This window comes from Marinovum sp. E3, assembly GCF_055755275.1.
In genome coordinates, this window is record NZ_CM146908.1 from 2,730,815 (window position 1) to 2,744,033 (window position 13,219).

At 67.9% G+C, this 13,219-nt stretch carries 17 protein-coding genes; 8 read left to right on the top strand and 9 right to left on the bottom strand.

Translation table 11 applies throughout. The features are described from left to right. Positions 1–45 precede the first annotated feature (45 nt). Both AC0J5K_RS13340 and AC0J5K_RS13345 read right to left on the bottom strand, forming a co-directional pair. Positions 46–831, bottom strand: coding sequence for a tRNA1(Val) (adenine(37)-N6)-methyltransferase (locus tag AC0J5K_RS13340; RefSeq protein ID WP_274566011.1), 786 nt, complete (start codon positions 829–831; stop codon positions 46–48). Continuing rightward, positions 806–1,018, bottom strand: coding sequence for a putative signal transducing protein (locus AC0J5K_RS13345; RefSeq protein WP_048532770.1), 213 nt, complete (start codon positions 1,016–1,018; stop codon positions 806–808). Before AC0J5K_RS13345 ends, AC0J5K_RS13340 begins: the two co-directional genes overlap by 26 nt. 55 nt (positions 1,019–1,073) lie before the next feature. Between AC0J5K_RS13345 and AC0J5K_RS13350 the strand changes: the two genes are divergently transcribed. After that, on the top strand, positions 1,074–2,072 hold the full coding sequence (locus AC0J5K_RS13350) for a polyprenyl synthetase family protein (protein WP_074836251.1): 999 nt from the start codon (positions 1,074–1,076) through the stop codon (positions 2,070–2,072). A gap of 92 nt (positions 2,073–2,164) precedes the next feature. Here the strand turns inward: AC0J5K_RS13350 and AC0J5K_RS13355 are convergent, their stop codons facing one another. The 3 genes from AC0J5K_RS13355 to AC0J5K_RS13365 all read right to left on the bottom strand — a co-directional run bounded on the left by AC0J5K_RS13355 (position 2,165) and on the right by AC0J5K_RS13365 (position 5,045). Beyond that, positions 2,165–2,983 (bottom strand): 4-(cytidine 5'-diphospho)-2-C-methyl-D-erythritol kinase, encoded by an 819-nt coding sequence (locus tag AC0J5K_RS13355; protein WP_274566012.1) that lies wholly within the window; start codon positions 2,981–2,983, stop codon positions 2,165–2,167. Further along, positions 2,970–4,688, bottom strand: coding sequence for a tetratricopeptide repeat protein (locus AC0J5K_RS13360; protein WP_274566013.1), 1,719 nt, complete (start codon positions 4,686–4,688; stop codon positions 2,970–2,972). Before AC0J5K_RS13360 ends, AC0J5K_RS13355 begins: the two co-directional genes overlap by 14 nt. Before the next feature lie 138 nt (positions 4,689–4,826). Next, the gene (locus AC0J5K_RS13365; RefSeq protein WP_244526470.1) at positions 4,827–5,045 is read right to left on the bottom strand and encodes a DUF6356 family protein; all 219 of its coding nucleotides are present in this window, start codon (positions 5,043–5,045) and stop codon (positions 4,827–4,829) included. A 105-nt stretch (positions 5,046–5,150) separates the two neighbouring features. On the opposite strand from AC0J5K_RS13365, the gene AC0J5K_RS13370 reads away from it, so the two are divergent. The 4 genes from AC0J5K_RS13370 (at position 5,151) to AC0J5K_RS13385 (ending at position 6,971) form a co-directional block, all read left to right on the top strand. After that, entirely contained in the window at positions 5,151–5,609 is a 459-nt protein-coding gene (locus tag AC0J5K_RS13370; protein WP_274566014.1) for an Lrp/AsnC family transcriptional regulator, read from the top strand. A gap of 13 nt (positions 5,610–5,622) precedes the next feature. Further along, a complete protein-coding gene (locus AC0J5K_RS13375) occupies positions 5,623–6,105 on the top strand; it encodes a DUF6173 family protein (RefSeq protein ID WP_274566015.1) in 483 nt (160 codons plus the stop codon). A gap of 79 nt (positions 6,106–6,184) precedes the next feature. Then, a complete protein-coding gene (locus AC0J5K_RS13380; RefSeq protein WP_074836245.1) occupies positions 6,185–6,319 on the top strand; it encodes an aa3-type cytochrome c oxidase subunit IV in 135 nt (44 codons plus the stop codon). A 22-nt stretch (positions 6,320–6,341) separates the two neighbouring features. Next, entirely contained in the window at positions 6,342–6,971 is a 630-nt protein-coding gene (locus AC0J5K_RS13385; protein WP_170850529.1) for a hypothetical protein, read from the top strand. Between the two features lie 49 nt (positions 6,972–7,020). Here the strand turns inward: AC0J5K_RS13385 and AC0J5K_RS13390 are convergent, their stop codons facing one another. Together AC0J5K_RS13390 and AC0J5K_RS13395 are read right to left on the bottom strand one after the other, a co-directional pair. Beyond that, the gene (locus tag AC0J5K_RS13390; protein ID WP_074836243.1) at positions 7,021–7,347 is read right to left on the bottom strand and encodes an AzlD domain-containing protein; all 327 of its coding nucleotides are present in this window, start codon (positions 7,345–7,347) and stop codon (positions 7,021–7,023) included. After that, the gene (locus AC0J5K_RS13395) at positions 7,344–8,057 is read right to left on the bottom strand and encodes an AzlC family ABC transporter permease (RefSeq protein ID WP_048532781.1); all 714 of its coding nucleotides are present in this window, start codon (positions 8,055–8,057) and stop codon (positions 7,344–7,346) included. Before AC0J5K_RS13395 ends, AC0J5K_RS13390 begins: the two co-directional genes overlap by 4 nt. Before the next feature lie 52 nt (positions 8,058–8,109). Between AC0J5K_RS13395 and AC0J5K_RS13400 the strand changes: the two genes are divergently transcribed. From AC0J5K_RS13400 to AC0J5K_RS13410, 3 genes are read left to right on the top strand one after another with little or no spacing between them, the layout of a single operon-like run. Then, positions 8,110–8,994 carry a formate dehydrogenase accessory sulfurtransferase FdhD gene (locus tag AC0J5K_RS13400; protein WP_274566016.1) on the top strand — a complete coding sequence of 295 codons (885 nt, stop codon included), beginning with the start codon at positions 8,110–8,112 and terminating at the stop codon, positions 8,992–8,994. A 43-nt stretch (positions 8,995–9,037) separates the two neighbouring features. Further along, the gene (gene mobA, locus AC0J5K_RS13405) at positions 9,038–9,667 is read left to right on the top strand and encodes a molybdenum cofactor guanylyltransferase MobA (protein ID WP_274566017.1); all 630 of its coding nucleotides are present in this window, start codon (positions 9,038–9,040) and stop codon (positions 9,665–9,667) included. Then, on the top strand, positions 9,664–11,439 hold the full coding sequence (locus tag AC0J5K_RS13410) for a bifunctional molybdopterin-guanine dinucleotide biosynthesis adaptor protein MobB/molybdopterin molybdotransferase MoeA (RefSeq protein WP_274566018.1): 1,776 nt from the start codon (positions 9,664–9,666) through the stop codon (positions 11,437–11,439). Before mobA ends, AC0J5K_RS13410 begins: the two co-directional genes overlap by 4 nt. 125 nt (positions 11,440–11,564) lie before the next feature. Here the strand turns inward: AC0J5K_RS13410 and AC0J5K_RS13415 are convergent, their stop codons facing one another. Together AC0J5K_RS13415 and greA are read right to left on the bottom strand one after the other, a co-directional pair. Continuing rightward, positions 11,565–12,623 (bottom strand): hypothetical protein, encoded by a 1,059-nt coding sequence (locus AC0J5K_RS13415; RefSeq protein ID WP_274566019.1) that lies wholly within the window; start codon positions 12,621–12,623, stop codon positions 11,565–11,567. A 47-nt stretch (positions 12,624–12,670) separates the two neighbouring features. Continuing rightward, on the bottom strand, positions 12,671–13,141 hold the full coding sequence (gene greA / locus AC0J5K_RS13420) for a transcription elongation factor GreA (RefSeq protein ID WP_048532790.1): 471 nt from the start codon (positions 13,139–13,141) through the stop codon (positions 12,671–12,673). Between the last annotated feature and the right edge of the window lie 78 nt (positions 13,142–13,219).

The window sequence follows — 13,219 nt, forward strand, 5'->3', positions numbered from 1 at the left end:
TACAGTTCTGTCACGCTGCGACTGCGAAAGACCGCGGAGCCCCGCTCACCCTTGTTTTCCTGCCGCTGCAAAAGGCAAGGCCGCCCCGTTTCGCAGCACATCCGCGATCCGAGGCGCGTAATCGTCGCCATCGGCCAGATGCGCTTCGCCGTGGTGCAGCACAACCGGAGCGTGCAGGCGAAAGGCCGCGCCGCCGCCCTTTCGGCCGCGCAGCAGAACCAGCCGCGCGGCCCGTCCGGCGCGCGGGATCAGCGGCAGCACCTCGAGCCCGCCGAGCCGCCCCTCGCAGCCTGCCAACATCTCGGGCAGCCGCTCGGCGCGCTGGATAAAGGTGGCAAAGCCGCCGGGCCTGAGCCGCCGGGCCGCGACGGCAATCCAGTGCCCCAGCACCAGCCCCTCGCCACGGCCCGTCTCACGCCCGGCATCGGGGCTGGCGTGGCTGGTGGTACGCTGGAAATATGGCGGGTTGGCAAGGACTTGATCGAAGGTTCTGGCCTTCACCCCGGGCGGCAGATCGGCCAGATCGGCGCAGACCACCTCGGCGGACAGCCGGTTGCGGGCGGCGTTGCGCCGCGCCAGTTCGGCATAGTCGGACTGCACTTCCACCCCGCAGAGCGTCAGTCCCGGCACCCGCGCCCCGAGGCAGAGAAGCGCCGTTCCGACGCCGCAGCCCAGTTCGAGCACCGCCTCACCCGGCCGCGCCGCGACGGCCGCCGCCAGCAGCACCGGGTCCACGCCGGCGCGATAGCCGCGGCGCGGCTGCAACAGCTGCACTCGACCACCGAGAAAGGCATTGTCGGTTGTCTCAGTCGAGACGGATGTCATGGTCATGCATCAGCACCCGCGCCCGCGCCAGCTCGTCCCGGCGCACCATCAGCCGGCGCGGCAAAATGCCGATCGATCCTTCGAGCACGCTCATATTTACGTCCAATTCAAACCATTCTATACCCTCGTCCTGCAACAGGGCAGTGGCATAGGCGATGACGGTGATGTCGTTGGTGCGCAACAGCTCTTCCATGTTGGCGATGTAAGGGCAAGGTGGCAGACATGTCGAGCCTTGTGACGGGAGTGTGATGAGCTTGGACAACGCGGTGGCAAAACCTCACGAACGGCTGGCCGAGCTCCTCGCCGCGGATCTCGAGGCCGTGGGCGAGGTGATCCGGGGCCGCATGGCGTCGAAACATGCGCCGCGCATTCCCGAGGTGACGGCGCATCTGGTCGATGCCGGCGGCAAGCGGCTGCGGCCGATGCTGACGCTGGCCTGTGCGCGGATGTGCGGCTATGAGGGCGCCGATCACGTCAAGCTGGCGGCGACGGTCGAATTCATCCACACCGCGACGCTGCTGCATGACGACGTGGTCGACGAAAGCGCCCAACGCCGGGGCCGGCCCACCGCCAACCTGCTGTGGGACAACAAGTCGAGCGTTCTGGTGGGCGACTACCTCTTTGCCCGCGCGTTTCAACTGATGGTGGAACCGGGCGATCTCCGGGTGCTCGACATCCTGTCGAACGCCGCCGCGACGATTGCCGAAGGCGAGGTCTTGCAGCTCTCGGCCGCACAGAACCTGGCCACCGACGAAGCGGTCTATCTGCAAGTGATCCGTGGCAAGACCGCCGCGCTGTTCTCGGCCGCGACCGAAGTGGGCGGGGTCATCGCCGGCCGCCCGGAAGAAGAGATCAAGGCGCTGTTCGATTTTGGCGATGCGCTGGGGGTCGCCTTTCAGATGGTCGACGACCTGCTGGATTACTGGGGCTCGGAGGCGACCGGCAAGAACGTCGGCGACGATTTCCGCGAACGCAAGCTCACCCTGCCGGTGATCAAGGCGGTGGCCCAGGCCGATGCCGAGGAACGCGCCTTCTGGAAACGCACCATCGAGAAAGGGCGGCAGGAAGACGGCGATCTCGCGCAGGCGCTGGCGCTGCTGGAGCGGCACGGCAGCCTCGAGGCCGCGCGGCAGGACGCGCTGGACTGGGCCGACAGGGCGCGTGACGCCCTGACCCGCCTGCCCGACCACCCGATCCGCGCCATGCTCGACGATCTCGCCACCTATGTCGTCGCGCGGGTGAACTGACCGGTCCCGAACCTGCCCCACCCCGTCCCGGACCTGATCCGGGACCCCCTGGCCCACCGGGAGGCCCCGGATCAGGTCCGGGGCGCGGGCGCTCAGGTCAGGGTCGTGGCGGCCACCCACCAGCCGGGATGTGCCGCGCGCAGGCGCGCCGCCGCAGCGGTGGCCGCGCTGCCGTCGGGGAACAGCCCGAAACAGGTCGCGCCAGACCCCGACATCCGCGCCAGGTCGGCGCCTTCCTCGTCCAGCGCCGTCAGGACGCGGCCGATCACCGGCTGCACCCCGATCGCCGGCGGCTCGAGATCGTTGCGCATGGTGCGCAGCCAGGCCAATGTGCTGTCGCTCCGGCCATTCAGCGGCCAATCCGTCATCGGCGGATTGTCCCGTGATCTCAGCGCCCTGAAGACCGCCGGCGTCGAGACCGCGACGCCCGGATTGACCAGCACCGCATTCATCGGCGGCTGCGACAGCGGCAGCACCTGTTCGCCGATCCCCGACATCCGCGCCGCATGGGCCAGCAGACAGACCGGAACATCGGCCCCGAGGCGCAGGGCGTCGCCGCTGAAGGGCCGGCCGTAAATCGTCTCCATCGCCCGCAAGACCGCCGCCGCGTCGGAAGAGCCGCCGCCAATGCCCGCCGCCGCCGGAAGGTGCTTTTCCAGCTCGATGCGGACCGGCGCGCCAAAGGCCTCGGCCGCCTTCCAGCAAAGGTTGCGCGCGTCCTCGGGCACACCCGCCGCCATCGGCCCGGTGACGCGCAAGGACATCTCGTCGGCCGGCGCCACGCGCAGGACGTCGCCGACCCCGGCAAAGACCACCAGCGAATCAAGCAAGTGATAGCCGTCGGCACGCTGGCCGGTGACATGCAGTGTCAGGTTGATCTTCGCCGGGGCGAAGGCCTCAGTTGGCGCCATTCTCCACCACCTCGAGCGGCGGCGCGCCTTCCTCGGCCAGCACGGCGTCGAGGCCAAGCTCCAGCTTGCGGCGGATGCGCTCGGGATCGGCCTCGCCATCGGGGTCATCGGGATCGACAAAGCTCAGCGCCCGGTGCCACTGGAACCGCGCCTCGAGCTTGCGGTCCACCGCCCAATAGACGTCGCCCAGGTGATCGTTGACCACCGGATCCACCGGCATCAGCTCGGCGGCACGTTCCATGTGGCCCACCGCCTCGTCATAGCGGCCCAGGCGATAGAGCACCCAGCCGAGGCTGTCGACGATATGCCCGGAGTTCGGCCGCATGTCGACGGCGCGTTCGATCATCGCCAGCGCCTCATCGAGCTTCTGGCGCTTTTCCACCAGCGAATAGCCAAGATAGTTCAGCACCTGCGGCTGATCCGGGCTGAGATCGAGCGCGCGGCGGAAATCGGCCTCTGCGCTGGCCCATTCGCCGCGCCGCTCCTGTGCGATGCCGCGGGCGAAAAATACGAACCATTGCGCCTTGGTCGGCTCGCCATAGAGCGCCACCGCCTTGTCATAGGCCGAGGTGGCGGCGTCGTAATCGGCCTCGCCGCGATATAGATCGCCAAGCGAGACATGCACCACCGGCAGGTCGCCATGGGTTACCGCCAGGGCTTCGAGTTCGGTGATCGCGTCCTTGACCTTGCCCGAGGCACGCAGCGCATCGCATTTGCCCAGAACCGCGGCGTGATAGGCCGGATCGTCCTCGGGCACCCGTTCATAGGTGGCGACGGCCAGCTCGTAGCGGCCCAGATCCTCCATCAGCTGCGCGGTCAGCAGGATGGCGTCGATGTGATCGGGGCGCAGATATTCCGCGATCTGGGTATAAAGCAGGGTGTAATCGTCGCCCGCTTCGCCCTCGAGCGCGCCGGCAATGGTGTAAAAGACCTCGGCCATGCCTTCGCGCGGCGAGCTGACGATATCAAAACCCACCGGCGCGGAGCCTTCGAGCGATTCGCGCAGCGCGCTCAGCCCCGGGTCGAGGCGCGCGTTGAAGCTTGCGTCCATCAGCTCGGCGGCCTCGGCGTTGCGGCCGAGCTGGCTCAGCACCTGGGCCCGCGCAACGATGCCACGACGGGTCAGCAGGGCGCCGCCGCTGGTCTCGTCCGACATGATTTCCTCGGCGCGCTCGAAATCGCCGACCGAGGCCAGCGCCAGCGCCTTGTGATAGGCGGCAAAGCTGCCCAGCCCCTTTTCGTTGGCAACCTCGTCAAAGGCCACCAGGGCGGCGCTCATGTCGCCCTGCCCCAGCTTGGCCCAGGCCACCAGCAGCCCGTCGACCAGCGGGCCGATGCCGCGGCTGTCGTCGATCATGCCGAGGATATCGCCGTAGCGGCCGTCGCGGGCATGGCCCGCCGTCAGCGCCATCTGCGCCAGTTGCGAGCGAATGCCCATCTCTTCGAGCTTGCGCGCGTGATCAATTGCACGATCGACCTCGCCCAGCGACAGGCGGGCGGCGCCGGCCGCCTCGATCAGGCTGGGATTTTCGCGGTCGAGGAACAGGGCCTTTTCGTAATAATCGGCCGCCGCCCGGAAATCCGTCTGATACCCGGCCTGACGCGCGGCCAGATAGGCCCCCGACAGGGTTGCCGCCGAAACCGGCGCCGCAGTGGCAAGCGCCAGGCCCCATGCCACGATCCATCCAAATCTGTTCGCTGTCACCCGCTGCTCCTCATTGGCTTGTCAGACACCCTAGTTTGCAGGCAGTAAACAGGCAATGCAGCGGTTCTAGATATCCCCTTATCGGCGATTTCACGTCATCGTGAGACGAAAATCGGGGCCGTCGCCGGGAAAATCGGCTCAGTGCCGGCGCGTCAGCCGGTCATGCATCCGGCGCACCAGCCGGCTGGCCGTTGTCTCGCACAGCGCCGGAAACACCGCATGCACCAGCGCGGCCCCCGCCGCCAGCACCAGCAGCCCGGCAAAGCCCAGGGCAAAGCGCATGTGCTGGAAATAGCTCTCGTTGACCGAGGCGGGATGGGCGGTGAAAAAGGCCATCGGGCCGTTCTGTGCAGACATGGGTCTCTCCGTAAGGTGCGTTTGCCCAAGGCTAGCCCTGCGGGCGTGAGAGGAGATCCCGAAATTCATTGCACATCGGCCCGACATTGGGACATGATCCCAGCTATGACCGATCTTGACACATTCGATCTCAAAATTCTCACCGCGTTGCAGCGCGACGCCACCCAGAGCATGGATGATCTGGCTGCCGCCGCCGGGCTGTCGCGCAATGCCTGCTGGCGGCGGATGCGCAATCTCGAAGAGCGCGGCGTGATCCGCAAGCGGGTGGCGCTGCTGGATCCGGCGCGCGCCGGCTGTCCGCTTCAGGCCTTTGTCATGGTGCGCACCAATGCTCATGACGCCGACTGGATGGAGAAATTCGGCCGCGCCGTCCGGCTGCTGCCGGAAATAACCGGCGCCCACCGGATGACCGGCGAACTCGATTACGTGCTGCGCGTGCGGGTCGCCGACGTGCCGGCCTATGACGCGTTTTACAAGAAGTTGATCGCGATGGTGCCGGTCTCGGATATCTCTGCCAGCTTTGTTATGGAAGACATCAAGGACACCACCGAACTCCCGCTCTAACGCCAGAGGCCCCATGGACGAGACCGATATTTCCACCACCGCCGAGGCCTATGAGGCCGCCGCCCTGCCCCGTCGGATCGAGGTTTATGCCGATGACAGCCGCAAGGGCGGGGCCACGCCGGACGGCTGTGTCACCGACAAGCCGGTGGCCCGGAAAAGCCCGGCGGAATGGGCCTATGAGCGGCTGGTTCTCTATATCCGCGACTTCGAGGCCGATCTCGACAATGCGCATGAGGTGGCGATGGGGTTCACCGGGTCGCCGGCCGGTGTATTGCGGATTGAGGGCATGGGATTCTTCGATCCTGACATCATCACATTCTACGGCACCGACCCGCAGGGCATCCGCACCCAGCTTGTCCAGCATATCAGCCAACTCAATGTCTTGCTGCGGGCCCTGCCCAAGCTGGTCGAGGCCGAGAAGCCCCGGCGGATCGGTTTCCGGCTGGCGCAGAGGCTCGAGGATGCCACCCGCGAAGAGTCGCCGGAAGCGACATAATCGCGCGCCGATGGAGGCGTGACACCCCTTCGGGAATCCGCTACATCCTCGGGCAAACCAGTTCAGAGGACTACGACAGATGGCTGATCACAAGCACGGCGAGATGGACATCACCGTTCAGGAAGAAACCTTCAACGGGTTCGTCACGGCCACGATCCGGGTGGTTGTGGCCACGATCCTGATCCTGCTGTTCCTCGCGATCTTCAACACCTGACGCTGCGGCCGGGACCTGACTTATGAAAACGCTGATTGCGGCCTGTCTGGGCCTCGCCGTTCTGGGCGGCTGCGGTGCCGCGCCGGATCGCACCCGGTACGATGATCTCGAGGTGGTGCAACGCGCTGCCTATCGTCATGACGGGCCGCCGGCGCTGACGCTTTATACGATGGTCAGCAACAAGACCGGGGCCGGCGCGCATACCAGCCTGATGATCAACGGGTCGCAGCGGGTGATTTTTGATCCCGCCGGATCAGTCCAGCATCCGGATATTGCCGAGCGGGGCGACGTGCTGTTCGGCGTCACCCCGCGAATCGCCGATTTCTATGCCCGCGCTCACGCTCGTGAAACCTTTCACGTGGTGATCCAGCGGATCGAGGTCGATGCCGCCACCGCCGAAAAGGCGCTGCAATTGGCGCTCGACAATGGCGCGGTGTCACAGGCCTTTTGCAGCCAGGCCACCAGCCGGCTGCTGCGGCAACTGCCGGGGTTCGAAAGCATCCGGCCGACATTCTTTCCCAACAGTCTCAGCGATCAGTTCGCCAAACTGCCCGGCGTGACGACGCGCACCCTGAGGGAAAACGATTCGGATGACAAATCCGAGGCGATTGCGGAATTCGACGCCGAACAGCGCGCCCGGCGGAGCCAATGACGCCACGCGTTAAGATTGACTAGCGCGCCGCGCGGGCCCGGCCCGCGCCCTACCCCACCAGATAGGGCGTGAGATAGAGCCCGGCCGCCCCGGCCCCGATCGCCGCCAGCACGTTGCGTGTGGCCAGCCCGACGAGGATCGTGGCCGCGGCGGCGACCATACGCGGGGCATCCGGGGTGCCACCCGTGGCCGCCGGCCAGACAACAAGCGGTGCCACCAGCCCCGGCAGAAGCGCCACCGCCGTATATCGCAGGTGCCGCAGCACCCAGGCCGGCAGATTGCGCCCGCCGACAAGGCCGGTAAAGCTGAACCGCAGCAGGAAGCTGCCCAGCCCGATGACGATGATCGCCACCCAGATCTCGACCGTGGTGATCATGCCGCCGCTCTCCGTGTCAGCCGTCGCTCGGCCTCGGCCCCGGCCATCATCGCGGCGACACCCGCGACCAGAAGGCCAAGGTTGTAAGGCAGAAAGGCAAAGACCAGCGCCACCACGATCGACACCAGCGCCGCGATCACATGCGGCAAGGTGCGCAGCATCGGCGTAAGCAGCGCCAGGAAAGTGATCGGAATGGCAAAGTCGAGCGCCATCCACTCGGGCACGCTCTTGCCCAGCAACGCCCCCACCACCGTGGCCACCCACCACAGCGGCGACACCGCCAAGGCGGTGCCGAGGAAATAGGCCACCTTGTTGGCGACCGGCAGATCCGGCTCGCGCTCGAAGGTGAGCTGGCTGGTGGCAAAGCTCTGATCGATGGTGAAATAGGCGCAGAGCGCGCGCTGCCAGACCGGCGCCGCGCCCAGGTGCGGCGTCAGCGCGGCAGAATACATCGCCATCCGCAGGTTGACCGCCAGGGCCGAGATCAGCACGATCAACAGCGGCACATCCTCGACCATCAGTTGCAGCGCAGTGAACTGCGCCGCGCCGGCGATCACCACAATGGAAAAGGTCAGCGCCTCGAAGACGTTGAGCCCGGCCTCGGTGGCGACCACGCCGAACAGCCCGCCAAAGGGGATGATGACGAGAATAAAGGGCGCGCCGTCGCGCATCCCGCGCCAGAAATCGCGTTTGGGGGTGGAGGGTTGCATGGCTTCATCCTAGGTTCGCGCAAGCCCTACTAAGAGACGCCGGGAGACGCAATTGCCGACCGCACCAGATGCCGCCCCCTTTCTGATCGCCCCCGATCCCTCGGCCCCGCGTCTGACGCGGGTGGTGCGCGGTGTCGATCATGCCGGCCAGGCGCAGGAAATATCGGTGGTCGAGGAGCGGCCGCTGACGATCTATCTCAACTCGCAGGAAATCGTCACCGCGATGACGATCGGCGATTATCCCGAATATCTGGCGCTGGGCTTTCTGCGCAATCAGGCGATGCTCGGCTCCGAAGACGTGGTGACCGGGGTCGATTATGACGCCGATCTCGAGGTGGTCGTGGTGCGCACCGCGCGCCAGACCAGCCACGAGGACAAGCTCAAGAAGAAGACCCGCACCAGCGGCTGTGCCGTCGGCACGGTCTTTGGCGACATGATGGAGGGGCTCGAAGACCTTACCCTGCCCGAGGCCGAGCTGCGCGCGAGCTGGCTCTATGCGCTGTCGGCCCGGATCAACCGCACGCCGTCGCTCTATCTCGAGGCCGGGGCGATCCATGGCACGGTGCTCTGTCACCAGGACCGCCCGCTGGTCTACATGGAGGACGTCGGACGGCACAACGCGGTCGACAAGATCGCCGGATGGATGATGCAGGAGCGCGTCGCCGGCGGCGACAAGATCCTCTATACGACCGGCCGGCTGACCTCGGAAATGGTGATCAAGACGGCGCATATGGGCATCCCGGTGCTGGCCTCGCGCTCCGGCTTTACCGCCTGGGGGGTCGAAATTGCCCGGCAGGTGGGCCTGACGCTGATCGGGCGGATGCGCGGCAAGCGCTTTGTCTGCCTGTCGGGCGAAGAACGCATCACCTGGGACGCCGACCCCGACAGCGTGCCGGAGGAACCCGGCAAGCACCGGCGCAAGGGGGCCGGGCAATGACGGCCGAAGCTCTTCGAGACCTGCAAAGCGGAGGGGCGCACCGATGAGCGCGCCGCTGGGCGTGATCCTTGCCGGCGGCCAGGCCAGGCGCATGGGCGGCGGCGACAAGGGGCTGTTGCCGCTTGGCGGCACCACGATACTCGCCCATGTGATCGCCCGGTTGCAGCCGCAGGTGAGCGAGATCGTGCTCAACGCCAATGGCGACCCGGCGCGCTTCGCGGGCCTTGGCCTGCCCGTGGTTGCCGACACGATCCCGGGCTTTGCCGGCCCGCTGGCCGGGGTTCTGGCCGGGTTGGACCACGCGGCGACGCGCGGTTTCGACCAGATCGTCACCGCCGCCGCCGACACGCCCTTTCTGCCCGCCGACCTGGTGGCGCGGCTCGGCGCGCAGGCCCGGGGCCAGGCCCATCCGCTGGTGCTCGCCGCCACACCGCGCGACGTGGAAGAGACCAAATCCATGTCGAAATCCGGCCTGATCCGTCACCCGACCTTCGGCCTCTGGCCGGTCGCCCTGCGCGACGACCTGCGCGCGGCATTGCACGAGGGGCTGAAAAAGGTTGTGCTCTGGACCGACCGGCACGGTGGCCGCGAGGCGCTTTTCCCCGACAGCCAGGCCTTTTTCAACGTCAACACGCCCGAGGATCTGGCGCACGCGGAGGCACTGCTGTCATGAGACTCTATGGCGTGACCGGCTGGAAAAACTCGGGCAAGACCGGGCTGATGGAGCGGCTGGTGTCCGAGATCACCGGACGCGGCTTTACCGTATCGACGGTGAAACATGCCCATCACAGCTTTGACGTCGATCAGCCGGGCAAGGATTCGCACCGTCACCGCGAGGCCGGCGCGGCGCAGGTTCTGCTGGCCTCGCGCAACCGCGTGGCGCTGATGACCGAGCTGCGTGGCGCCAGCGAGCCGCCGCTCGAGGCGCTGCTGACGCAACTCGCGCCCTGCGATCTGGTGCTGGTCGAAGGCTACAAGCGCGACCGTCACCCCAAGATCGAAGCCCAGCGCGCCGCCACCGGCCAGCCGCTGATCGCGCCCGGCGACCCGACGATCCGCGCCGTCGCCTCGGATGCCGCCCCGGCGCTCGACCGGCCGGTGTTTCACCTCGACGACACCGCCGCCATTGCCGATTTCATCCTGCGCGAGGTGGGGCTGGTGGCGCCGGAAGCGCCTGCGGCGGACGCAGCGCCCCTCGCCCCGCCGCCGCTCAGCAACGATTGCTTTGCCCTGCCGGCCGGGGTCGACTGGGTGCCGGTAGAGGACGCCCTGGCGCATCTGCGTGCCAACCTGCGCCCGGTGGTGGGCATCGAACAGCAGCCGCTGGAGGCGGCCGAGGGCCGCATCCTCGCACAAGATCTCACCGCTCGCCGCGCAAACCCGCCGCAGGCCAATTCGGCGGTCGACGGCTATGGCTTTGCCGGCCCGCTGCCCGCGGGCGTGGCCCGGCTGCCGCTGGTCGAAGGCCGGGCGGCGGCGGGGGTGCCCTTTGCCGGCGCCGTACCGCCGGACCATGCTCTGCGCATCCTGACCGGCGCGGCGCTGCCCGAGGGCGTGGACAGCGTGGCGCTGCAAGAGGATGTGACGACCGATGGCCGGCAGATTGCCCTCAACGGGCCGCTCAAACGCGGCGCCAATGCCCGCCCCGCCGGCGAGGATGTGGCCGAAGGCGCAACCGTGTTGCGTGCCGGGCGCCGGCTGACCCCGGCCGACCTGGCGCTGCTGGCGGCCGTCGGCCACGGGACATTGCCGCTTCGGCGGCGGCTGCGGCTGGGCGTGCTGTCCACCGGCGACGAGATCCGGCCGCCCGGCGCCGCGGCGGGCGGCGGGCAGATTTTTGACGCCAACCGCCCGATGCTTCTGGCGCTGGCGCGGCGCTGGGGCGTCGAGGCGGTCGACCTGGGGATTGCCCCCGATGACCGCGCCGCGCTGCGCGCCCGGCTCGACGACGCGGCCGGGCGGGCAGATGTGCTGCTGACTTCTGGCGGCGCCTCGGCGGGGGACGAAGACCACATGTCGGCGCTGCTGCGCGAAGCGGGGGCGATGCAGCTCTGGCGGATCGCGGTCAAGCCTGGCCGGCCGCTGGCGCTTGGCACCTGGCACGGCGTGCCGGTCTTCGGCCTGCCGGGCAACCCGGTGGCGGCGCTGGTCTGCGCGCTGGTCTTTGCCCGCCCGGCGGTCGCGCTGCTGGCCGGCGGCGACTGGCAGGCGCCGCAGGGCTTCGAGGTGCCGGCGGGGTTCGCCAAGCGCAAGAAACCGGGGCGGAGGGAATACCTGCGCGCCCGGATGCGGGAGGGGCGAGCAGAGGTCTTTGGCTCCGAAGGCTCGGGCCGGATCAGCGGGCTGAGCTGGGCCGAAGGGCTGGTGGAACTGCCCGATGGCGCGGCCGAGATCGCCGTCGGCGATCCGGTGCGGTTTCTGCCATTCGGAAGTTTCGGGATGTGAACCGGCGCGCTCGGTGACAGGCCGGGAGGTCCCGGGTCAGGCCCGGGACGCGAGGATTTCAATACCCCTGCCCCGGACCCCGATCCGGGGCCTCCGTGTCAACCATCCCGCAGCCGGATCAGCCGTCAGTCGAACGTCCCCGCGACCCGGCCCAGCAACATGAAGGCGCGCGAGGTGCGGGTGTTGGAAAACGCCGCCACCTCGGCATCCGAGGCGCGTTCGGAAAAGCTCTGGAACGCCCGGTCATAGACCCGCAGGAAATGATGCGCCGCGTCGCGGAAGATCGGATCCTGCTTCATCCGCCCCGCCGACAGTGCCAGCGACGACCGGTCGCGCACGCCGCCCAGCCCGGCGATGGCGCGGCCGCGAGCGCCCTCGGCAAAACGGCGCCAGACGTCGGGCTTGGCCATGTCGGGGCGCAGGTCGTCCATGTAGATGCCGTCCTGGCTCAGCAGGGTCAGCACATCCTGCGCCGCCTGCACCAGCTGCGCGGTGGGCCGATGCTTCAGCGCCCGGCGCAGGGCGGAGAAACCGTCGCGGTCCTCGGCCGTTTCCGGGAAGTTCAGCGCGCGGATGAAATCGTCATTCGACAGCTCGGGCGTCAGCGCCTCGGCCGGGGTGCCCAGCGCCAGCGCCGGCTGATCGTCGGCCTGGCCCTGCGGCCGCGCGGCGGGCGCGCGGGCGCCGGGCTGGGCCGGACGGTGGCTGCCGATCTCGCGGGTCGAGGAGAACATCGCCAGCGTCGCCTCGGCCTTGCGCTGCGCCGCCGCGATCTCGTCGAGCTTGCGGCCCACCGAGGTCGCCGAGGCGCCGCCCTGGCTCTGGCTGACATAGGCATGGCGCAACGCGTCGATGGCGGTCTGAAGCCGTGTCGCCTCGTCGCGCATCACCCGCGAGGCGCGCGCAGCGGTGGCGGCGACCCAGATCATCCCCACCGGCATGAACACCGCCAGCATGGTCATCAGGAACCGCAGACTGTCATCGGTGCCGTTCGACGGCTCTAGCACGACAAAGAAGATCGCCGCCCCCAGCAGCCAGACCAGCGACAGCGCCACGGCGGTCACCTCGATGCCGGTGACCTGCGGGCCGCGGCTGCGGTCGTAGATGCCCAGTGGCGTCGGCGCCGCCGGCGCAAGCCGGGCGCCCGTGTCGGGCGGGGGGGTGTCGGATGTCGCGTCGGGCATGGCCGGGCTCTTCATGAGGGGGCGCTCAGCGCGCAGGGAGCGCGCCGTCAGATATAGGCGACTTTCAGGATTTCGTAGTCCTTCGTCCCGCCCGGCGTGCGGACTTCGACGCTGTCACCCTCTTCCTTGCCGATCAGGGCACGGGCGATCGGCGATTTCATGTTCAGCAGGCCCTTTTCGACATTGGCTTCATGTTCGCCGACGATCTGCCAGGTCTTTTCCTCGTCGGTGTCCTCGTCGACGACGGTGACGGTGGCGCCGAATTTGACCGGCCCCGACAGCTTGGTCGGATCGATCACCTCGGTCAGGCTGAGCACACCCTCGAGTTCCTTGATCCGGCCTTCGATGAACCCCTGTTTTTCCCGCGCCGAATGATACTCGGCGTTCTCCTTGAGGTCGCCCAGTTCGCGCGCCTCGGCAATCGCCTGGATGACGGCGGGACGCTCGACGGATTTGAGCGTTTTCAATTCGGATTCGAGCGCGGCGTGGCCGGCGCGCGTCATAGGTATCTTTTCCATAGGCCTTACCAGAAAGGGCCGCCTGCCCCTGTCGAGGCGGCGGCGAATTCATCTCAGCTCGTTTCAGCGACATTGCCC